Below are 20,189 nucleotides of genomic sequence, written 5' to 3' on the forward strand. Positions count from 1 at the left end.
TAAAAAGCAATGAAAAAAATACTAGTACTATTGTTCCTAACCGTTGGAGCAATTGCTGCCCAGGCGCAGGAAATCAAATGGATGACGTTTGATGAGGCAATCAAAGCCCAAAAGAAAAATCCAAAACCTATTTTTATGGATGTCTATACCGATTGGTGCGGACCGTGTAAATTATTAGACAAGAATACATTTAGCGACAAAACCGTTGCGGATTATATCTCGAAAAACTATTATGCCGTAAAATTTAATGCCGAAGGAAACTCGGAAGTAAACTACAAAGGCAAAAAATATACGAACCCGACTTTCGACGCGAACAGAAGGGGAAGAAACGGAATCCATGAATTTACCATGTTTTTACAGGTTCAAGGGTATCCGTCGATGTTTATCTTAGATAAAAAAGGAGATGTACAGTCACCATTGGTGGGTTACAGAACTCCTGAGGAATTGCTAAAAGATTTAAAAGGTTAATTGATACTAGCAATTGAAAAAAATCCCTTTTTACCGGTAGCGTAAAAAGGGATTTTTGTTTTCCGGCAACTCACTTCCCAACGAGCTGTTTCGCGTTTATAATTGGTACCATCGGCCAGAATCAATTTTGGTTGTACCAAACCAATCAGTCGATCGAGATTGATTTTTGGATGATTGATCAACACGACGATGTCCGGATTCTGGATAACATCGTATATCCCATCACGATCTACAATCAGGATTTTCTGATCGTTATAAAAAAGCATATTGCGCAAGGGGTGTTGTTGAATTTCAGGATAAAACAATCCACTCCGATAAGATTGCAGGTTGCGGTTTTTGGTGATACAACTGTCGTTCGAATACACCTTAATGTGATTGTTGGTTTTGATCGTGATCAGCGTGTGTTGTTGCTGATGAAAGACAACCAGTTCCTCCTTGTTTCTGATCATATATAGCGTAAACCAATAGGTGATTTGCAAAAGGATAAGTGTCGAAAGCAATCCCATTAATCGGATCGGAGTTCGTTTTCGGAACCATAAAAACAAAGCGATCATTACGATATAAAGAACAAACAGCAATTCGGTATTAAAGGAAAGATTACGAAGTGTTAGCGAACGGAAAGAAGCGATCCAGCTGATATATGCGTTCATGGTTTCGATCAGAAACGATAGCACTTTTCCTAAAAATAAGATAAGATTTCCCGGGATAAAATTCAGGATCGTTAGTAGGATGCCGAGTGTCAGAATAAGGGTTGTCATTGGTAATACGACCAGATTGGATGCTATAAATAATAACGGAATCTGATGGAAGTAGTAAAGGCATAACGGAAGCACGCCAACCTGAGCGGCAAACGAAACCCATACGATTCCTATAAGATAACGGAGAATGGGATTTTTCGGTAATCGGATTTTCTGAAAAATAGTTTGCAGGGAAATGATGGCAAAAACAGCCATATAACTCAGTTGAAAACCAATATCGAAAACAAAATTGGGTTTAATAGCGACTAATAATAACAGGGAAACCAAAATACCCTGAAAACTGTTTGCAGAGCGGTTTAAAAAAAGACCAAAGCTCAAAAAACTCAACATAGTTACCGAACGAACCACCGAGGCCGAAAACCCGGTTAGCAAGGCATAAAACCAAAGAAGCACTATTGGGATCAGGAGTTGTAGTGTTTTGCCATTTTTAATCCTTTTTAGCGGTTTTGTCAGGAAAAGGAGGATTCCGTATAAAAGTGCAATATGAAGTCCGGAAATGGCCAGAATATGCGCGGCACCGGCATCAGCATAGGCGGAGACAGTTTGAGAATCCATGTCCTGTCGTTGGCCCAATACCAACGCATTGATGATATGCTGTGTTTCCGGTTTAAAATGATGCTTTTCAAAACCTTCGAGTAAGCGATCGCGATACGCGGCGATCCGACGCGTAATGGTATTGGAATAGCCAATTACTATAAAATTGTCCCGATTCAGATACATCTGATGGAACACATTCCGTTTGGCCATATAATCGGCATAATTAAACTGAAAAGGATTTCTGTTTTTCGGTACAGCGGCTACTGCATCGTATAGGAGAATTTCGGAGCCAATTACAGGTTTGGGAAGGACAATTGTTTTGGGAGCATATAGTAAAAGGGTTCCGTTTGCTTTTTGGTGATTGATCTCCGACACCTTAAAAAGATACTTTTCAAAAGAAGCACTGGTTTTTAAACGTTCCGTGATAACGCCCCGGATGGGATAATGTCCATCATTGAGTAAATAATGACTATAATGTCCGTGTTTATTTGGGGCATAATGGAGCTGATGTGCAAAACTTCCGCTGAGAAAAGACAACAGATAAACACTAAGTCCGAAATAATTTTGTTGTATAAAATGACGGTTGGAATAGCCATAACAAACACAAAACAGGACAAATGAAATCGCAAGGGCTATAAAAAGGATTGTTGTGTCCGGTTTTGTATAAAAATCGACTACAATCCCGGATACAAAGCAACACGTAATTCCGAATATGGGATACCGCAATACCTTCATGGAAACAATAAGGTATTGAAAAATTGCGAAAAATAAAAACCGGGATTAGTTCACCATTCGGTTGGCCTGAACAAAAGAACGCTCGTAGTATGGCTCTTTTGTTGATGAAATGATCACACCGCTGGAAGTCGACGAATGGATGAATTTTATTTCGTCTTCGGCCACTTCTACAACCAGTCCGACATGATTAATGATACGTCTGCCATTGGTTTTAAAGAAAACCAGATCACCGCGTTTAATATCTTTAAATTCGAGTTTTTCGCCCACTTTGGCCATGTCGTTGGAACTTCGGGGTAATTGCATGTCAAACGAACTGAAAACGGCCGTAACCAATCCGGAGCAATCCATTCCTTCGCGCGTTGTTCCGCCACCGCGATAGCGAACACCAAGATAATCCATCGCACTGTTGGTTAACTGTTCGGCCAGATAACTTTCATTCTCGTTGCTCACAATGATATCGTTTTCCGGAACATCACTGTCTACAATTTTTCGTTTTTTCTTATCCGTTTTTTTAGATTCGGACGGTTTGGCGTTTTTATCGGAAACGGCTACAGTTTTGGATTTTGTTCTTTCGGAATAGGTATAAACTCCTTTTTTTTCGGCTTCTTTTTTAGAGGTGATAATGGTAGGAGCGGCAGTTTTACAGGAAACCACCAGAAATAATAAAACCAATACTTGTATAACCTTTCTCATATTCTCAAACGCTTTTCAACAAAATTAGGGAAATAATTTTTTCGGCTTATGTTAAATTATCCATAATTAAACGGGCGGTTTTGTCGCTTGCGCCTTCTCCGCCGAGCTTTTCTTCCAGCAAATCATAAGCAGCCAATACTTTAGAACGATGATTCGGCTCTAATATTTTATGCAGTTCCGCTTTAATTTTTTTAGGGTTGCAATCGTCCTGGATCAATTCGGTTACGACCTCCTGATCCATAATAAGATTGACGAGTGAAATATATTTTAAGGTGATAATGCGTTTGGCAATCTGATACGAAATCCAGTTCCCTTTATAAAGGACAACTTCCGGTACTTTAAAAAGCGCGGTTTCCAAGGTTGCGGTTCCGGATGTTACTAACGCCGCATGCGCCACGCTTAACAGATCGTAGGTTTTGTTCGAAATAAAATGCACTCTTTTGTTGGTCAGGAATTGTTTGTAAAATTCAAAATCCTGACTCGGCGCTCCGGCAATCACAAATTGATAGTCTGGAAAACTGTCGACCGCCGATAGCATTTCGGATAACATTTTGGAAATTTCCTGTTTCCGACTACCGGGTAATAACGCAATGATCGGTTTGTCGTCCAGATCATGCTCTTTTCTAAATTTTTCGGTATCGGTTTTTGGCCGGTTATGAATCGCATCGATTAGCGGATGGCCTACAAAGTCGACCGGATACTGGTGTTTTTTCTCGTAAAAATCCTTTTCAAACGGAAGGATCACATACATTTTATCAACATCGCGTTTAATGGCATGAATGCGGTTTTCTTTCCAGGCCCAGATTTGTGGTGAGATATAATAATGCGTTTTCATACCAAGCGCTTTTGCCCATTTGGCGATACGCATATTAAAACCAGGGTAATCGATAAAAATCAGCACATCCGGTTGAAACGCCAGAATATCGGCTTTGCAAAATTTGATATTAGTAAGGATCGTTTTCAGATTCATAACAACCTCTGCAAAACCCATAAAAGCCAGATCACGGTAATGTTTGACCAATGTTCCGCCGGCTTGTTGCATCAGATCGCCACCCCAAAAGCGGATTTCGGCTGTGGGATCGTATTTTAAAAGACTTTTTATCAGATTGGAACCGTGCAGATCGCCCGAAGCTTCCCCGGCAATAATATAGTATTTCATGTTGGTACGATTATAATAGAACGGTTAGAATGGCCAAAAAAAACGTTGCCAGTACAACACCGCGTGCCATTTCTTCTTTCTGAAATTTTAATAAAACAAAGAAACAAATCAGGTTGGCAATAGCGCCCAAGGTGATCACTTTTCCGGATAAATGCTGTTGACGGATAAAATGCAATCCGTCAATACTGCGGATATCGGTAAACAGCAATAGAAAAATTCCGGCGCCAATACAAGCGGCCACGATACCGATAAGAAATCCGATGATAAGATCTTTTTTAGCCATAGTTTTTTAAGGATTAAGATTCCAGGTGTTCAGTTGCTGGATGGCATGGTGCGCCGTTAAGTCAAATTGAACCGGAACTACGGAAATATAGCCGTTGGCCAACGCCCATTCGTCGGTATCTTCACCTTTATCCTGATTGATAAATTCGCCGGTCAACCAATAATAATCTTTTCCCTGCGGATTGGTTCTTTTGTCAAAACGCTCTTCCCACATGGCTTTGGCCTGACGACATACTTTGATTCCTTTGATTTCGTCTGCCGGTAATTTCGGTAAATTCACATTTAGGATAACACTGTCGGGTAATCCTTTTTCCAGTACTTCCAAGGTGATTTTTTTAACAAAATCCTTTACCGGTTCAAAATCGGCATTCCAGCTAAAATCCAATAACGAAAAACCAATGGCCGGAATTCCTTCGATACCGGCTTCTACCGCGGCACTCATCGTTCCCGAATAAATAATATTAATAGAAGAATTCGAACCGTGGTTGATTCCCGAAACACAAAGATCCGGTTTGCGCTTTAAAATTTCGTGTACGGCAATTTTGACACAGTCTACCGGAGTTCCGGAACAGCTGTATTCCATATCCAGATCGGCATCGATTTTGACTTTTTCAATATGGAGTGTATTGTTAATGGTGATCGCATGTCCCATAGCCGATTGCGGACTGTCGGGAGCCACTACAACCACATCACCGATTTCTTTCATAACCGCAATTAAGGCGCGTATTCCGGGTGCGACAATACTATCGTCGTTGGTTACCAGAATCAAAGGTTTTTTGTTCATTTCGGGCATTTTTTTAAGTTTCGCTAAAGTACGCAATTTCTAAATTTGTTCTGGTACAATTTTTGATTTTTGAAATTTTAAGAAAGGGCTGATGATTCGCTAATAAAAAGAAACCTTTAACAAAAAATTATCCGTATATTAAGAGAGTGGCGTCCTTTTTTATGTAATTTAGTTGAAAAATAGTAATGAATACTTTTTGGCAGTTTATGAAAAGAAATTATAAGATTGTATTGTTGATAACCGCTTTGTCAGCAATACTTTGGAGTTTTATGCCCACTAAAAAATCAGATCCGGAAAAAGACCGTCTTTTACTGGAATTGCTGACATTCGTGTTGGAAAAAGGGCATTATGATCCGGTGCAGATGGATGACGCGTTTTCAAAAAGTGTTTATAAAGAATATATCTCGGCTCTGGATCCTTCGAAACGATTCTTTGTCCAGTCGGATATCGACGAATTTTCAAAATACGAAACACAGATTGACGATATGATCCGCAATAAGGATCTGACCTTTTTTGACCTTACATATACCCGTTTGATGGAACGAATGGGAGAAGCTAAAGGCGTTTACAAAGACATTCTTGCACGTCCATTTAACTTTAATACAGAGGAACAAATCAGTCTGGATTATGACAAACAACCGTTTTCCAAAAACAAAACGGAATTAAAAAACCGTTGGGAAAAACAGCTGAAACTAAATGTATTGTCTTCTGTAACCGACAAGCTGAAATTACAGGAAAAAGAGAAAGAAGATAAAGGAACCAAAAAAGAAGGAACAACAGCCAAAAAAGAATCCGATTCCAAGCCAAAAACCATGGAAGAATTGGAGAAAAGTTCCCGTGAAACGACATTAAAATCGTTGGATGAGTATTTTGGATTTATTGAGGAATTGGATCGTGATGACTGGTTTTCAGTTTATCTGAATGCAATTGTAGAACGATTTGATCCGCATACTTTTTATTTTGCACCAGACGACAAAGAGAAATTCGACATCAGCATTAGCGGAAGTCTGGAAGGAATCGGAGCCCGTTTGCAAAAGAAAAATGACTATACCGAAATTACCGAGCTTATCCCGGGTGGACCAGCATGGAGAGGAAAACAACTGGAACAGGGTGATGTGATCATGAAAGTTGCTCAAGGGAATGCTGAACCGGTAGATGTGGTTGGAATGCGTTTGGACGACGTAGTGAAAAAAATCAAAGGTAAAAAAGGAACCGAGGTTCGTTTGACCGTTAAAAAAGTAGACGGAACGATTAAAGTGATTCCAATTGTCCGCGAGGTGGTTGAAATTGAGGAAACCTACGCCAAATCATCGATTGTGAAAAAAGGGGATATGACGTATGGTATCATCAATCTTCCGAAATTCTATATCGATTTTGAGAATAAAGATAAAAGAGACGCTTTTAAAGACGTAGCTCAGGAAATCGAACGCCTTAAAAAACAAAACGTTCAGGGAATTGTAATGGATCTTAGAGACAATGGCGGTGGATCGTTACAAACCGTTGTAGATATGGTCGGTTTATTTATTGATCAGGGACCAGTGGTTCAGGTGAAATCGGCTAACGGTAAAAAAGAAGTATTATACAACAAACAGTCAAAAGTACACTGGGACGGACCGTTGGTGGTAATGGTGAATAATTTCTCAGCTTCGGCATCCGAAATTTTTGCAGCAGCTATTCAGGATTACAAACGTGGAGTTGTGATTGGAAGTAAACATACCTATGGAAAAGGAACGGTACAAAATGTTATCGACCTGAACCAGTTTATCCGAAGCAACCCTTACGGTGACTTGGGTGCGCTAAAAACAACCACGCAGAAATTCTACCGTGTTAACGGAGGTTCTACACAACGCGAGGGTGTATTGAGTGATATCGTAATGCCGGATCGTTATTCGTATATCGATATGGGTGAGCGTGATATTGACAATGCAATGCCATGGGATAAAATTGACCCGGCCAATTACCAACCGGTAAAAGGATTGGATTTTGCGCCAGCCATTGCAAAAAGTAAAGAGCGTATGGCGACAAACGAGCAATTCAAATTGATCGACGAAAACGCTAAATGGATTAGTTCCCGTAAGGATATGAATACATTGAGTCTTAACTTTAACAAGTTCCGCGCTGAAGAAACGGCAGTTGAAAACACCGCTAAAAAATTCAAAGCACTAGCCGATTATAAAAACAATTTATCATTCGGATCCTTACCTTACGAAAAAGAAATGTTTAAAAACGACACCGTACTGGCTCAAAAAAGAGAGCGTTGGCATGAAAGCCTAAGTAGCGATGTATATGTAGATGAAGCGTTGAATATCCTAAACGATATGAAAAGTAGTGGAAAAGATGTTAAAGGTTCCATCACATTAAAAGACAAAAAAAATAAAATAGTTGATAAAGTAAATTAATGAGTTTATCAAATCAATCGCTTACTGCTTTAGCGCTCCAGAAATTCCGTAGGAATTTTTGGGGCGTTTTCAGTTTTGTATTTATAGCCGTTCTGGTATTCATTTCCATTTTTGGCTATTTTTTAGCACCGGATACTACCCAATATGCGAACTGGGGCGATTTGGCAATTCGCTCGAAAGAACCCGGTTTTAAAGTGACGTTGTTACAGGTTCCGTTGGAAAACCAACCCGAAAGTCATTGGTATGATTATTTCACGGGCCATCCGGAAACGGTTATGCAAAAACCGATCAATAGTTATAAAATAGCAAACGACAGTTTGTATTTTGACGAGTATTCGGAAGATAAGAGTATTGTCATTTCCGATAAAATTCCATTATCGGCTTTTGGAAAAGCGGTTGATAATAAAACGATTGAAAAAGAATTTATCTCCCAAAAGAAATTCCTTTTAGGAACGGATAATCAGGGACGCGATTTGCTTAGCCGTCTGATCATCGGATCACGGGTTTCGATAGCCATCGGATTTGTAGCCGTTTTGATTTCATTGGTGGTTGGGATTTTCTTTGGTGCTTTGGCGGGTTATTACGGCGGAAAGATCGATGCGATGGTGATGTGGCTTATCAATGTAATCTGGTCGATTCCGACCTTACTCTTGGTCATTGCGATTACATTGGCCTTAGGAAAAGGATTCTGGCAGGTTTTTGTTGCCGTTGGACTTACAATGTGGGTCGAAGTTGCCCGTGTGGTCCGCGGTCAGGTTATGGGGATTAAAGAAATGCAATATGTAACCGCGGCACGCGCCTTAGGGTATACCAACAGTCGGATTATATTCCATCATATATTGCCAAACAGTATGGCACCGGTGATCGTAATTTCGGCGGCCAATTTTGCTTCGGCAATTCTGGTCGAAAGCGGATTAAGCTTTTTAGGATTGGGTGCCCAGTTACCCGTACCGAGTTGGGGCGCTATGATCAAAGATAACTACAATTATATCATCCTCGGAAAACCGTATCTGGCGATTATTCCGGGTGTAGCCATGTTACTACTTGTTTTAGCCTTTATGATGATTGGAAATGCATTGCGCGATGCACTCGATGTAAAGACGTAATTTAATGATCTCAAAATAAAGTCGTTTACCCTATTTAGCGTTCAATTTTGTCCGGATGCTGTTCCCTTTTTAGAAAGTTGAATTTACAAAATTTGTAAATTATTGCCTTTTTTTGTAACTTTAACTAGTACAGTGTCTTATGTGGGGAATTGTGGCGGTCAATACGAAAGTGTTTAAAGAAATAAGTATTGAACGGGTTACAGATCAGGATTACAAAAAGATAACAAAGGCACGATTTTTCTTTAACTGGAAAACGGAACGACAAAACTGTGTATATAAACTAAGAATTTTAGAAAGTGAAGTTATTTTAGGATTGATATCACTAACACATTATCCAGAAGAGAGTCGAATCGAAATCAATCTTTTAGCCGTTTCAAAAGAAAATAGAGGTAAAGAAAAACAATATGATGACATAGCAGGTAATCTTATTGGTTTTGCTTGTAGGGAAGCTGTAAATCATTATGCTGAAATAGCTTGTGTGTCACTAATTCCTAAAACGAAATTAAAAAAGCATTACATTACTAAATATGGAATGGAAGATGCCGGTAAACATATATGTTTAGAAGGATTGGCATTGTTTAGAATTATAGAAAAGTATATAGATGAAAGCGGAGAAATTAAATAAAAAATATTCACCGGAAGAACTTGCTGATTCATTTGTTTTTAGAAATAACCTAACGGTTAAACAAAAAGAAGAAGCTGCTGATGAGTTAAAACGGTTTAGGAAAAAGAATGCAAAGCCATTAACAGATAGTCAATTGCTATATTCACGCGTGCAGCAATTACGCTTTCAGATAGAAGATTATTTAAAGTCGGATATTTATGATGCTGATCTTTCTCTTCCCTTTTTTTTGAAGAAGTATATAAACCTCAGATATAAAATTAACAAAGATTTTGCTGAAGACATAAAGGTATCGGAATCAGAATTAAATTCGATTCTGAATATGGGGAAACCTCCAAGTAAGAAAATAATTATTCGTTTAGAACTACACTCTAATAATTTTATACCTGCATTATATTGGTATAAATTGTTGGAAAAAGAAAAGGAGTACGAAATACAAATAGATAAGAAGATCAGAAAAGAAGAAGCTAAGTATGTTCAGAATCGTTTGATTCTGGATTTCTAAATTAAAGAGGGCTGTTTCAATTTGAAACAGCCCTCTTTAATTTTATGAATTAGGCGTTTGGATTTAAATTTTTCAGGTTTAATTGGGCTTCCTGTAATTCAATTTTACGCTCTTTATTTTTGTTGGTTAGCTTTAACAGCTTTTTCTTCCATTTGATATCCTCTTCGGCAGTAAGCTTGTCTTTGTCTTTTAAGGTTTTATACTTTGAAGACTGCTTGTCCAAATCCTTCTGACTGTCGGCTAATCTGTCAGTGGCTTTATGAACGTTTTTCTGAGCCTTTTCGATATCTTTTTTGGCTTTTTCAGCTTTCTGTAATTCTTTGGCCAGTCGTTTTTGTTCTTTTTCGGCCGCTTTACGTTGCTTTTCGGCTTCTTTCAGTGCTAATTCGTGTTCTTTAAGCTTTGCTTTTTCCAGTCGCTCTTTTTCTTCTTTAATTTTTTTTAAATCTTCAAGGCTTTGCGAAAGGTGGGTTTCGGCATTGTTGCTAACGGTTTCTTTCGAAATTTCCTGTCCAAAACTAAACTGTGTTGAAATAACAGCTAGTGCAACCATCAATTTTACTCTCATAGATACTACTTTTATTAATTTTAAAAGGGTTATAACTATTTATTATCTTTACAAATGTAACAAAAATCAAGCCATGCCTGTAGTAATAGCGATGAAACGACCTGTATTTCTGATAAAACTCCTTTTGGTGTTTTTTTTCTTGTTTTCATGTGATAAAAAAGCAACAAAGGCAATAGAAGCGTCCTTGTCCGGAGTGCCTGAAAAGGAAATTGTAACCGATGTCGATAGCACATCCGCTACTTTTACGATGGCAAATTTTGACTATTTTCCCACTTCGACCACCGGAGTGGTGATCAACCATGATGCGTATTCCTTTTCCTATGCCGAACCCTATGAACAAGCGGAATGGGTAGCTTATACGCTAACAAAAGATGATTTGTCCAACCGGGATTTTAAACGCCCGTTGTTTACCGAAGATAAAGATGTGAAATCCGGATCGGCGAGCTGGCGGAACTACAAACAATCCGGTTATGATAAAGGACATTTGTGCCCGGCCGGTGATCGGAAAAAGAACTATAAAATGTTTGAAGAAACATTTCTGACGTCTAATATCGCTCCGCAATTGCATCATTTTAACGATGGTGTCTGGAACCGACTGGAGCAAAAAGTACGGTATTGGGCTACGAAATACGATGGATTATATGTGGTAACCGGAGGCGTTTTGTCCGAAAATTTAAAAACCATCGGGAAAGAAAATGTCGCTGTACCGAATTATTTCTATAAGGTGCTGATGACCAAAAAAGGGGATAAAATGATTGGATTCCTGGTTCCGCATGCTGTAAGCGACCGACCGTTATACGAATTTGTAGTCGATGTGGATACGATCGAAAAACTCACCGGTATCGATTTCTTTCCGCAATTACCGGATGCTATCGAAAATAAATTTGAAAAAAACAGCGATTATAAAGCGTGGAGTTTTAATTAGACTACCATTCGTTTACTTTGTTGGCATCCATTTTCAGGAATACAAACAATAAAATGGTAAACGCCCATAAACTCGATCCGCCATAGGAGAAAAAGGGTAGTGGTACTCCAATGGTTGGAAACATCTTGATCAGCATCGAAATATTTACAAAAAAGTGCGTAAACAGGAACGTTGCGACACAATAGCCATACACCCGGCTAAATTTTGTTTTCTGATGTTCGGCGAGGTAAATGATCCGCATAAAAAGGGTTACAAATAATATGATTACAACCGCAGCACCTACAAATCCCCATTCTTCACCAACAGTTGTAAAAATATAATCGGTATGCTGTTCCGGTACGAAACCACCTTTGGTTTGTGTTCCTTCGAGATAGCCTTTACCAAGCCAGCTTCCGGAACCAATGGCAATCATCGACTGGTTCAGGTTGTATCCTTCACGCTGCATGTTTACATCTTTTCCAAGAAGTACATTGATACGATCTTTCTGGTGGGCTTCCAATACGTTTTCGTAAACATAATCCACCGAGAATACAAATCCGGTTATCAATACAAAAATAATCCCGTAAACAAGCGGATTCCGATTGATACGACGGTTAAAAATATAATGGATGATCATTATGATAAGCGCCAGTATAACGATAAATACCGGTTTGATAATCAAGGCAAGTATAAAGAGTATAATTGCGATAAAACCGGTCCAAAGATACCAACTTGGCAATCCTTCGCGATACAATACGAATGTCAGTGAAATAAAGATCATGGCACTACCGGCATCGGGTTGCAGAAGGATTAAAACCACCGGGAAACCAAATACAGCCAGTGCAATTATCTGGTGTTTAAATAGTTTGATGTTGATCTGCGTGTCGCTCAGTAACTTCGCCAGAAGCAAAGCCGTGGCGGTTTTTACGAACTCAGACGGCTGGAAACCGAAACCACCAAACTGGTACCAGTTGGTTTGTCCTTTAATCGTCTTACCAAAGGCAAATAGTCCAAGAAGGAGGACAATACCAAATGCATAAAAGACAATAGCATACTTTTCGAATATTTTGGCATCCACAGAAAGTATGGTGAAAATCAACGGGATGGTGAGCATGATAAAAAGCATCTGCTTACCATAGGTCTGACTTAAATCAAAAATTGAGGTTTCCTCAAGCGGTAACGAAGCCGAGTAGATATTCATCCACCCCATGACCACCAATACAATATAAATAAGTATGGTGATCCAATCGATATTATTCGCTACGCTCTGATTTTTCATTATCGGTTATTGATTGTAAAAGGTACACCACTGGTTACCTTGTCGTATTCATGTTGTAAACTGCCTTCCAGCATTCTTTTTTCCAAATCGGTACGGGTAATGGTCTTTTTCAGATATTTCTCAATCATCAAACTGGAAATAGGTCCGGCCCAACGCGCACCCCAATAACCGTTTTCTACCAATACAGCGATTGCGATTTTCGGATCGTTTCGCGGTGCAAATGCTACGAAAACCGAGTGGTCGGTTAGCTGTACTCTTTTTCCGTTGATCTTGGTAAAGTTTTCGGCCGTACCGGTTTTACCGCAAATTTCAATTCCTTCTACACGAAGACTGGCTGCGGTTCCCATATTGTACACGTCGAATAAACCGTCGATAACCGGTCGGAAATATTGTTTGTCGATAGACGTAATGTGTTTGGTCGTAAACTTTTTGTCGATCTTATGTTTTTCAATTTTTCGAATAACGTGAGGCGTATAATAATAACCTTCATTGGCAATTGTGGCCATCATATTCGCCAACTGAATCGGTGTCATCGTTACCTCACCCTGTCCGATGGAATTGGAAATAATGGTCGTACTTTTCCAACCGCCATTCGGATACCAGCGGTCATAATAACGCGAAGTCGGGATGTGTCCTTTTCTTCCCGGCGGAAGATCGTAGCCCATAAAATTCCCCAATCCGAAACTTTTCATATGCGCACTCCAGGCGTCCACACCAAAACGCGGTTTGTTATATTTTTCGATCGTTCGTTTAAATACATTGGCAAAATAGGCATTACAGGATTTGTAAATACCGTTATGCAACTTGATATTTCCGCCCGGACAGTGACATTTCATAAAAGCACCTCTACCGTAGGAAAACCCGTGATGACAAACAAAGGTTGTGTTTTCGTCGATTACTTCTTCCTGAAGTCCGGCCAGACCGGTTAATATTTTAAAAGGTGATCCCGGCGGATATTCTGCCAGAAGTCCGCGGTCGTATAAAGGCTTTGCAATCGAATCGTTGTAAAGCATGGTATAATTCTTAGAACGCTCGCGACCTACCAAAATTGCAGGATCATAGGATGGTGCCGTCACCAAAGCCAGAATTTCACCGGTTTTGGGTTCGATCGCAACAATACCACCGCGTTTGTTTACCATTAAAGCCTCGCCATACTTTTGAAGTTCGGCATCGATGGTTAAAGTGATATCTTCACCCTGAACGGCAATCGTATCATAAATACCGTCTTTATATGGGCCAATTTCGCGGTTAAAACGATCCCTTTGTATGTATTTTACACCTTTGGTACCGCGTAAAACCTCTTCGTACATCTGTTCTACACCTTGCATACCAATCAAATCGCCGCTTTTGTAATACGGTTTCTTTTTGATGATATTATCGTTTACCTGTGTGATATAACCGAAGACGTTGGCACCTACTGTCACCTGATAGTCTCGTAATGATCGCTTTAAAACTTCAAATCCTGAAAATTTGCGGATCTTTTCCTGAAAGGCCGCATATTCCATTTTGTTTAACTGAGCAATAAATACCGATGGTAGCATCGGACTATAAACGCGCGCTTTTTCTATTTTTTTGATAAACTCCTCTTTGGAGATGTTCAGTAGATTGCAAAACTCAAGGGTGTCGATATTCTTAACATCCTTAGGCGTCACCATAATATCATACGACGGTTGGTTGGCTACCAATAGCTGGCCGTTACGGTCGTAGATATAACCGCGTTCCGGGTATTCATATTTGATTTTGATAGCATTATTATCCGATTTTTGGATATAAGAATCGTCTAAAATCTGTAGATAGAAAAGCCGTGCCATTATCAGCAATGCTGCAATAACAATCAAACCGGGTAATAAAAGTTTTCTCATCGTTTGCTAGGCTTAATTAAATAAATAATTATGATGCAAAGCAGTAAGGTAAATATAGTGCTTAGTAAAGTTCGTAATAAAATATCCCAAATAAAATTAAAACGGAATATTTCTAATAAATATAAGACTAAATGATGGGTGACTACGGCAATAAGAATAAATGAAAAACGTTCGGGCGTAAGTTTGTCGGTAATTTTAACCGTCTGATATTCGTAACTGACTCCGAATGAAAATTTAAAAAAGGTAGGTCTAAAATAAGCCAGGGTTACACAGGCAGCCGCATGTACACCTCCGGAATTGGAAAACATATCCATAACAAGTCCGAGGAAAAAACTGGCCACAAGCAAACCGGCTTTACTACCGTTTACCGGGTACAAAATAATAAAAAGAATGTACGGATACGGATTGATAAAACCCAGAAAGTCGATGTTGTTAAAGACAACAACCTGTATGGCAAGCAGCACTACAAACCGTAAGCTATTTGTAATAAACGTACTATTCATTTTTTGTTTCTTCTTGTAATTTCTGGATTTCTTTTCGCTTTACATTTTCAATTACATACACGTGACCTAAGTTGGTCATGTCGTTAAATAATCGAATATTCAGGGTGTAATAATTGGTCGCTTTGTCGATATATACTTTGTCGATAACTCCGATAGGGATGTTTTCCGGGAAAATATCCGAAATACCTCCGGTTACAATGGTATCGCCTTTGCGAACCGAAGCCAGACGCGGTACATCGATCAATTGCGCAAATCCTACGTTTTTACCATTCCACGTTAGGGAACCAAAATGATTGGATTTTTTGATTTTAGCATTAATCTTAGACTTGATATTCAAGACACTTTGTACAGTCGAATAACTGTTGGAAGTCTTTTCGATCATACCCACGACTCCCAAACTATTTACAACACCCATATCGGCATGAATACCATCTTTTTCACCGCCTAAAAGCGTCAGGTAATTTTCTTTACTGTTAAAAGTATTGTTGATCACCTTAGCATTATACACTTTTACATTTTCGATTCCGGACGGTTTTGGCAAAGCGCTTCCGGCCGCTAAAGAATCGGTATTGTTAAAAAGCAGTTTTTTCAACTGGGCATTTTCATTGGCCAGCTGGTTGTTTTGTTCGCGAAGGTTCAGGTATTCTTTAACGTTATTGATCTTTTCGTATACAAATCCGGTAAAGACATTCGCCGAACTAATATAGCGACTTCTGTGATAGGAATGGGATTGTATGGTCAATGATAAAGAAATGCCCAAAAGCAGCAAAAACAGTAACCGGTTACTGTTTTTTAATATAAAGTTAAAGATTTGCTGCATGAATTAGTTCTTTATTTGATAAGAATCCCTTTGAATTTCTGAATATTTTTTAATGCCATTCCTGTTCCTCTTACAACGGCTCGTAACGGGTCTTCGGCGATATAAACCGGTAAATCCGTTTTTTGAGAGATACGCTTGTCAAGTCCTCGTAACATCGATCCTCCACCGGCCAGATAAATACCGGTATTGTAAATATCGGCGGCTAGTTCGGGCGGTGTTTGGGATAAGGTTTCCATAACCGCATCTTCAATACGCTGAATGGATTTATCCAAAGCTTTTGCGATCTCACGATACGAAACGTCTACCTGTTTTGGCTTTCCGGTTAACAAGTCACGTCCCTGAACCGACATTTCATCCGGCGGCGTATCCAGGTCTTCCGTAGCGGCACCGATAGCAATTTTAATTTTTTCAGCGGTACTTTCTCCAACAAAAAGGTTGTGTTGTGTTCGCATATAATATACGATATCGTTGGTAAACACGTCACCGGCAATTTTAACCGATTTGTCACAAACGATCCCGCCTAATGCGATCACGGCGATTTCGGTAGTACCACCTCCGATATCGACAATCATATTTCCTTTCGGTTGCATAATATCCACACCGATACCGATAGCCGCAGCCATCGGTTCGTGGATTAGGTATACTTCTTTTCCATTAACCCGCTCACAGGATTCTTTTACCGCACGCATTTCCACTTCCGTAATTCCGGAAGGGATACAAACCACCATTCGCAAAGCCGGTGTAAACATTTTTTTCTTTAGCGCCGGAATGCTTTTAATGAACAAACTGATCATTTTTTCCGATGCGTCAAAATCAGCAATTACACCATCCTTTAGAGGACGTATGGTTTTGATGTTTTCATGAGTCTTACCCTGCATCTGGTTTGCTTCTTTACCAACAGCAATAATTTTCCCAGAAACACGATCACGAGCAACTATAGATGGACTATCAACGACAACTTTGTCATTGTGGATAATAAGGGTATTTGCGGTACCTAGGTCAATCGCAATATCCTCAGTCATGAAATCAAAAAATCCCATACAAAAAAGGGTTTAATACATTTATAAATAATTAGCCTACAAAAATAATAAAATTAATGTTTAAAATGACGAACTCCGGTAAATACCATCGCAACTTTATTTTCGTTGCAATAGTTGATACTCAGTTCGTCTTTTATAGAGCCACCCGGTTGAATAACAGCGGTGATGCCGGCATTTTTTGCCAACTCAACACAATCCGGAAAAGGGAAGAAAGCATCGCTTGCCATTACTGCTCCGTTTAAATCAAAATGGAATGAATTTGCTTTTTCAACAGCCTGGCGTAATGCGTCTACCCGCGACGTTTGTCCGGTTCCGGAAGCGCACAACTGTTTGTTTTTAGCAAAAACGATAGTGTTCGATTTGGTGTGTTTACAGATTTTGGAGGCAAAAAGCAGATCTTCGATTTCCTTTGTTGTAGGTGCTGTTATGGTAACGGTTTTTAAGAGCTCTTTATTGTCTGTAATATTGTCTTTATCCTGAATTAACATTCCATTAAGACAGGTGCGTACCTGTTTTGTAGGTAATTCCACATCATTTTGGATCAGGATGATTCTGTTTTTCTTTTCTTCTAAAATAGCAATCGCTTTTTCGTCATACGCCGGAGCAATTACCACTTCGCAAAACAACTTGTTGATTTCTTCCGCAGCGGCTTCATCAATTTTTCCGTTGGCGATCAAAACACCACCGAAGGCCGAAGTCGGATCACCGGCTAATGCATCCAGATAGGCTTCTTTCATCGTTTTGCGCGTCGCTAGTCCACAAGCATTGTTGTGTTTTAAAATCGCGAATGTCGGATCGTCATTTTTAAACTCATTCATCAGGTTTACGGCCGCGTCAACGTCTAGTAAGTTGTTGTACGAAAGCTCTTTTCCGTGTACTTTGGTAAACATTGCGTCGAAATCACCAAAGAAATACCCTTTCTGGTGTGGGTTTTCGCCATAACGCAATACCTGACCGTTGTCTACACTGGCTTTATAAACCGTTTCATCGGTGTTGAAATAATTAAAAATGGCACCGTCATAGTGTGACGAAACATGGAACGCTTTGGTAGCCAAAAGGCGTCTTTCTTCCAATGTAGTCGCTCCGTTTCCGTTAGTGATCATCTCAAGGAATAAGGCATATTCGTTTACTGAGGCAACGATAACGGTATCTTTAAAGTTTTTCGCAGCTGCACGGATCAGGGAAATACCACCGATGTCGATTTTTTCGATAATATCGGCTTCGCTGGCTCCGGAAGCAACGGTTTTTTCAAACGGATATAAGTCAACAATAACCAAATCAATTTGTGGAATTTCGTATTCCTGCATCTGTTGTACATCGCCTTCATGATCCTGACGGTTTAAGATCCCACCGAAAATTTTCGGATGTAACGTTTTAACGCGTCCGCCTAAAATCGAAGGATAGGACGTTACATCTTCCACAGGAACTACCGGAATACCCAGATTTTTGATGAAATCTTCGGTTCCGCCGGTTGAATAAATCGTCACATTGTGGGCGTGTAATTTTCTAACGATAGGTTCCAGGCCGTCTTTGTCGAATACCGAAATTAAAGCCGATTGAATGGTTTTTGTTGTGTTCATTGTGTTGTTGTGTTTTTTAAAGGTGCAAAAGTAATTATTGTTAGACTAACATTCAAAAGAAAGGGCATTAGATTTTAGTCTTTTTTGATTTTTTTTCACGGTTTTTGATCTGATTCACAGCTTTATTGGATACAAAACTTTAAGCGATAGAAGAGAATCGGATACGGACCGGGTTTGGTTATGGTGGAACTATTGGGTATTTGTGTAAATTTTCTGTAACATTTGCGGTTTTTTACCTACTAATTGGCTAGGATATTGCTCAAAAAATACAGAATTTTACAAAAGTTAAACCCGTCACTATGTTGTTATACCTGAGACTGCTAAAAGAAAGTTTGAGTTTTGCACTCAATGCTTTGCGGAATAATAAATTGCGAACCCTGTTGTCGCTGTTAGGTGTTACAATTGGTATCTTTTCGATTATCGCTGTACTGGCGGCTGTCGATTCGATGGATCGTAAAATCAAAAGTGACCTTAGCGGATTGGATAAAAATACGATCTACCTGATGCGTTTTTCATTCGGACCATCGGATATACCACAATGGAAACGCGAGCAATTCCCGGATGTTACCTACGAAGAATTCGACTATTTGAAAAGGTCGTTAAACGATCTGGATAAGATTTCGTTTAATTTGTTTACCCGTAAAGAAAATATCAAATACGAATCGAGTACCGTAAGCAGTATTAATGTGACCCCGTGTACCAATGAGTTTATCGATATTGAAAAGCTAAAATTTGCGCAGGGACGTTTTTTTAACGAAGCAGAATCCAATTCGGGTTCGCCGGTAATCATTATTGGAAGTGAAGTGGCTACAGGATTGTTTGGTACTATGGATCCGATGGGTAAAAAAATACGTTTATACGGACAACGGTTTACGGTGATCGGCGTTTTAGACAAAGAAGGATCGAGTACTTTCGGACCGAGTAGAGACGTTTCGGTTTTCCTACCGGTAAATTTCCTAAGACGATTATACGGTGATAATAGCGATATGCTAACACCGGCGATTCTGATAAAACCGGTAAAAGGTGTGGATATTGAAGCTTTTAAAGGCGAATTGATCCAAAAGCTACGTACTTTCAGAGGACTAAAAACCGGAGATATCAATAACTTTTTTATCAATGTATTATCCGGATTCACGGATCTGATCGATAATATCGTCGGACAAATGAATGTGGTAGGCTGGATTATCAGTGGTTTTTCCCTGTTGGTAGGCGGTTTCGGAATTGCCAACATTATGTTTGTGTCGGTAAAAGAACGAACCAACCTGATCGGGATTCAGAAAGCTTTAGGAGCGAAAAATCGATTTATATTGTTCCAGTTCCTGTTTGAAGCCGTTATTCTATCGGTAATCGGAGGATTGGTCGGAATGCTTTTGGTCTGGATTATTGCTCTGGTATTGTCGAAAGTATTGGATTTTGAATTTGTACTTGGCTTCTGGAATATCATTATCGGAACCTCACTTGCCGCATTTATCGGATTGATTTCCGGAATTATCCCGGCGATTTCAGCCTCCAAACTGGACCCGGTAGAAGCGATCCGAAGCGGAATGTAATAATAAAAAAAACACCTGACAGGTTTTTAAAACCT

The 20,189-nt window shown here is 39.5% G+C and carries 19 protein-coding genes; 7 read left to right on the forward strand and 12 right to left on the reverse strand.

The genetic code is table 11. The features are described from left to right. Positions 1 to 9 precede the first annotated feature (9 nt). Positions 10 to 468, forward strand: a complete 459-nt coding sequence (locus Q1R07_RS13620; protein WP_300491302.1) for a thioredoxin fold domain-containing protein — start codon at positions 10 to 12, stop codon at positions 466 to 468. Here the strand turns inward: Q1R07_RS13620 and Q1R07_RS13625 are convergent. The 5 genes from Q1R07_RS13625 to surE are packed head-to-tail and all read right to left on the reverse strand — an operon-like array spanning position 465 to position 5,416. Then, positions 465 to 2,498: a ComEC/Rec2 family competence protein gene (locus tag Q1R07_RS13625; protein WP_300491304.1), complete on the reverse strand. Its 2,034-nt coding sequence runs from the start codon at positions 2,496 to 2,498 to the stop codon at positions 465 to 467. The two genes, Q1R07_RS13620 and Q1R07_RS13625, sit on opposite strands and share 4 nt — an antisense overlap. 45 nt (positions 2,499 to 2,543) lie before the next feature. Beyond that, positions 2,544 to 3,191, reverse strand: coding sequence for a C40 family peptidase (locus Q1R07_RS13630; protein ID WP_300491307.1), 648 nt, complete (start codon positions 3,189 to 3,191; stop codon positions 2,544 to 2,546). Positions 3,192 to 3,237: 46 nt separating this feature from the next. Continuing rightward, complete coding sequence (gene lpxB, locus Q1R07_RS13635; RefSeq protein ID WP_300491309.1) at positions 3,238 to 4,350, reverse strand: lipid-A-disaccharide synthase; 1,113 nt, start codon at positions 4,348 to 4,350, stop codon at positions 3,238 to 3,240. A 10-nt stretch (positions 4,351 to 4,360) separates the two neighbouring features. After that, the gene (locus Q1R07_RS13640; protein WP_300491311.1) at positions 4,361 to 4,633 is read right to left on the reverse strand and encodes a hypothetical protein; all 273 of its coding nucleotides are present in this window, start codon (positions 4,631 to 4,633) and stop codon (positions 4,361 to 4,363) included. 6 nt (positions 4,634 to 4,639) lie between these two features. Then, complete coding sequence (gene surE, locus Q1R07_RS13645; protein ID WP_300491313.1) at positions 4,640 to 5,416, reverse strand: 5'/3'-nucleotidase SurE; 777 nt, start codon at positions 5,414 to 5,416, stop codon at positions 4,640 to 4,642. Between the two features lie 185 nt (positions 5,417 to 5,601). Here surE and Q1R07_RS13650 point away from each other — a divergent pair, with 185 nt between their 5' ends. The 4 genes from Q1R07_RS13650 (at position 5,602) to Q1R07_RS13665 (ending at position 10,048) form a co-directional block, all read left to right on the forward strand. Beyond that, positions 5,602 to 7,815, forward strand: coding sequence for a carboxy terminal-processing peptidase (locus Q1R07_RS13650; RefSeq protein WP_300491315.1), 2,214 nt, complete (start codon positions 5,602 to 5,604; stop codon positions 7,813 to 7,815). Further along, on the forward strand, positions 7,815 to 8,921 hold the full coding sequence (locus Q1R07_RS13655; protein WP_300491317.1) for an ABC transporter permease: 1,107 nt from the start codon (positions 7,815 to 7,817) through the stop codon (positions 8,919 to 8,921). The genes Q1R07_RS13650 and Q1R07_RS13655 overlap by 1 nt, the downstream gene beginning before the upstream one ends. Positions 8,922 to 9,060: 139 nt before the next feature. After that, positions 9,061 to 9,546 carry an N-acetyltransferase gene (locus Q1R07_RS13660; protein WP_300491318.1) on the forward strand — a complete coding sequence of 162 codons (486 nt, stop codon included), beginning with the start codon at positions 9,061 to 9,063 and terminating at the stop codon, positions 9,544 to 9,546. Then, positions 9,524 to 10,048 carry a hypothetical protein gene (locus Q1R07_RS13665; protein ID WP_300491320.1) on the forward strand — a complete coding sequence of 175 codons (525 nt, stop codon included), beginning with the start codon at positions 9,524 to 9,526 and terminating at the stop codon, positions 10,046 to 10,048. The genes Q1R07_RS13660 and Q1R07_RS13665 overlap by 23 nt, the downstream gene beginning before the upstream one ends. Before the next feature lie 49 nt (positions 10,049 to 10,097). Here Q1R07_RS13665 and Q1R07_RS13670 read toward each other — a convergent pair whose 3' ends face one another. Next, complete coding sequence (locus tag Q1R07_RS13670) at positions 10,098 to 10,616, reverse strand: hypothetical protein (RefSeq protein WP_300491321.1); 519 nt, start codon at positions 10,614 to 10,616, stop codon at positions 10,098 to 10,100. 247 nt (positions 10,617 to 10,863) lie between these two features. On the opposite strand from Q1R07_RS13670, the gene Q1R07_RS13675 reads away from it, so the two are divergent. Then, a complete protein-coding gene (locus tag Q1R07_RS13675; protein ID WP_300491371.1) occupies positions 10,864 to 11,541 on the forward strand; it encodes a DNA/RNA non-specific endonuclease in 678 nt (225 codons plus the stop codon). A gap of 1 nt (position 11,542) precedes the next feature. Here the strand turns inward: Q1R07_RS13675 and rodA are convergent, their stop codons facing one another. From rodA to purH, 6 genes are read right to left on the reverse strand one after another with little or no spacing between them, the layout of a single operon-like run. Further along, a complete protein-coding gene (rodA, locus tag Q1R07_RS13680; RefSeq protein WP_300491322.1) occupies positions 11,543 to 12,799 on the reverse strand; it encodes a rod shape-determining protein RodA in 1,257 nt (418 codons plus the stop codon). Further along, a complete protein-coding gene (mrdA, locus tag Q1R07_RS13685) occupies positions 12,799 to 14,661 on the reverse strand; it encodes a penicillin-binding protein 2 (RefSeq protein ID WP_300491324.1) in 1,863 nt (620 codons plus the stop codon). The genes rodA and mrdA overlap by 1 nt, the downstream gene beginning before the upstream one ends. Next, complete coding sequence (locus Q1R07_RS13690; protein WP_300491326.1) at positions 14,658 to 15,164, reverse strand: rod shape-determining protein MreD; 507 nt, start codon at positions 15,162 to 15,164, stop codon at positions 14,658 to 14,660. The genes mrdA and Q1R07_RS13690 overlap by 4 nt, the downstream gene beginning before the upstream one ends. Then, entirely contained in the window at positions 15,157 to 15,984 is an 828-nt protein-coding gene (gene mreC / locus Q1R07_RS13695; protein ID WP_300491328.1) for a rod shape-determining protein MreC, read from the reverse strand. The genes Q1R07_RS13690 and mreC overlap by 8 nt, the downstream gene beginning before the upstream one ends. A gap of 11 nt (positions 15,985 to 15,995) precedes the next feature. Beyond that, positions 15,996 to 17,024: a rod shape-determining protein gene (locus tag Q1R07_RS13700; protein WP_136402146.1), complete on the reverse strand. Its 1,029-nt coding sequence runs from the start codon at positions 17,022 to 17,024 to the stop codon at positions 15,996 to 15,998. A 53-nt stretch (positions 17,025 to 17,077) separates the two neighbouring features. Then, positions 17,078 to 18,604: a bifunctional phosphoribosylaminoimidazolecarboxamide formyltransferase/IMP cyclohydrolase gene (gene purH, locus Q1R07_RS13705; RefSeq protein ID WP_300491331.1), complete on the reverse strand. Its 1,527-nt coding sequence runs from the start codon at positions 18,602 to 18,604 to the stop codon at positions 17,078 to 17,080. A gap of 299 nt (positions 18,605 to 18,903) precedes the next feature. Between purH and Q1R07_RS13710 the strand changes: the two genes are divergently transcribed. Then, positions 18,904 to 20,154, forward strand: coding sequence for an ABC transporter permease (locus Q1R07_RS13710; RefSeq protein ID WP_300491333.1), 1,251 nt, complete (start codon positions 18,904 to 18,906; stop codon positions 20,152 to 20,154). Positions 20,155 to 20,189 lie beyond the last annotated feature (35 nt).

It is taken from the genome of Flavobacterium sp. (assembly GCF_030146175.1).
In the GTDB taxonomy this organism is placed as follows: Bacteria; Bacteroidota; Bacteroidia; order Flavobacteriales; family Flavobacteriaceae; genus Flavobacterium.

Bases quoted from the DNA above. Each gene is read 5' to 3' on its own strand.
- Q1R07_RS13620 (WP_300491302.1), top strand. From the start codon at position 10: ATGAAAAAAATACTAGTACTATTGTTCCTAACCGTTGGAGCAATTGCT.
- Q1R07_RS13625 (WP_300491304.1), bottom strand. From the start codon at position 2,498: ATGAAGGTATTGCGGTATCCCATATTCGGAATTACGTGTTGCTTTGTA.
- Q1R07_RS13630 (WP_300491307.1), bottom strand. From the start codon at position 3,191: ATGAGAAAGGTTATACAAGTATTGGTTTTATTATTTCTGGTGGTTTCC.
- lpxB (WP_300491309.1), bottom strand. From the start codon at position 4,350: ATGAAATACTATATTATTGCCGGGGAAGCTTCGGGCGATCTGCACGGT.
- Q1R07_RS13640 (WP_300491311.1), bottom strand. From the start codon at position 4,633: ATGGCTAAAAAAGATCTTATCATCGGATTTCTTATCGGTATCGTGGCC.
- surE (WP_300491313.1), bottom strand. From the start codon at position 5,416: ATGAACAAAAAACCTTTGATTCTGGTAACCAACGACGATAGTATTGTC.
- Q1R07_RS13650 (WP_300491315.1), top strand. From the start codon at position 5,602: ATGAATACTTTTTGGCAGTTTATGAAAAGAAATTATAAGATTGTATTG.
- Q1R07_RS13655 (WP_300491317.1), top strand. From the start codon at position 7,815: ATGAGTTTATCAAATCAATCGCTTACTGCTTTAGCGCTCCAGAAATTC.
- Q1R07_RS13660 (WP_300491318.1), top strand. From the start codon at position 9,061: ATGTGGGGAATTGTGGCGGTCAATACGAAAGTGTTTAAAGAAATAAGT.
- Q1R07_RS13665 (WP_300491320.1), top strand. From the start codon at position 9,524: ATGAAAGCGGAGAAATTAAATAAAAAATATTCACCGGAAGAACTTGCT.
- Q1R07_RS13670 (WP_300491321.1), bottom strand. From the start codon at position 10,616: ATGAGAGTAAAATTGATGGTTGCACTAGCTGTTATTTCAACACAGTTT.
- Q1R07_RS13675 (WP_300491371.1), top strand. From the start codon at position 10,864: ATGGCAAATTTTGACTATTTTCCCACTTCGACCACCGGAGTGGTGATC.
- rodA (WP_300491322.1), bottom strand. From the start codon at position 12,799: ATGAAAAATCAGAGCGTAGCGAATAATATCGATTGGATCACCATACTT.
- mrdA (WP_300491324.1), bottom strand. From the start codon at position 14,661: ATGAGAAAACTTTTATTACCCGGTTTGATTGTTATTGCAGCATTGCTG.
- Q1R07_RS13690 (WP_300491326.1), bottom strand. From the start codon at position 15,164: ATGAATAGTACGTTTATTACAAATAGCTTACGGTTTGTAGTGCTGCTT.
- mreC (WP_300491328.1), bottom strand. From the start codon at position 15,984: ATGCAGCAAATCTTTAACTTTATATTAAAAAACAGTAACCGGTTACTG.
- Q1R07_RS13700 (WP_136402146.1), bottom strand. From the start codon at position 17,024: ATGGGATTTTTTGATTTCATGACTGAGGATATTGCGATTGACCTAGGT.
- purH (WP_300491331.1), bottom strand. From the start codon at position 18,604: ATGAACACAACAAAAACCATTCAATCGGCTTTAATTTCGGTATTCGAC.
- Q1R07_RS13710 (WP_300491333.1), top strand. From the start codon at position 18,904: ATGTTGTTATACCTGAGACTGCTAAAAGAAAGTTTGAGTTTTGCACTC.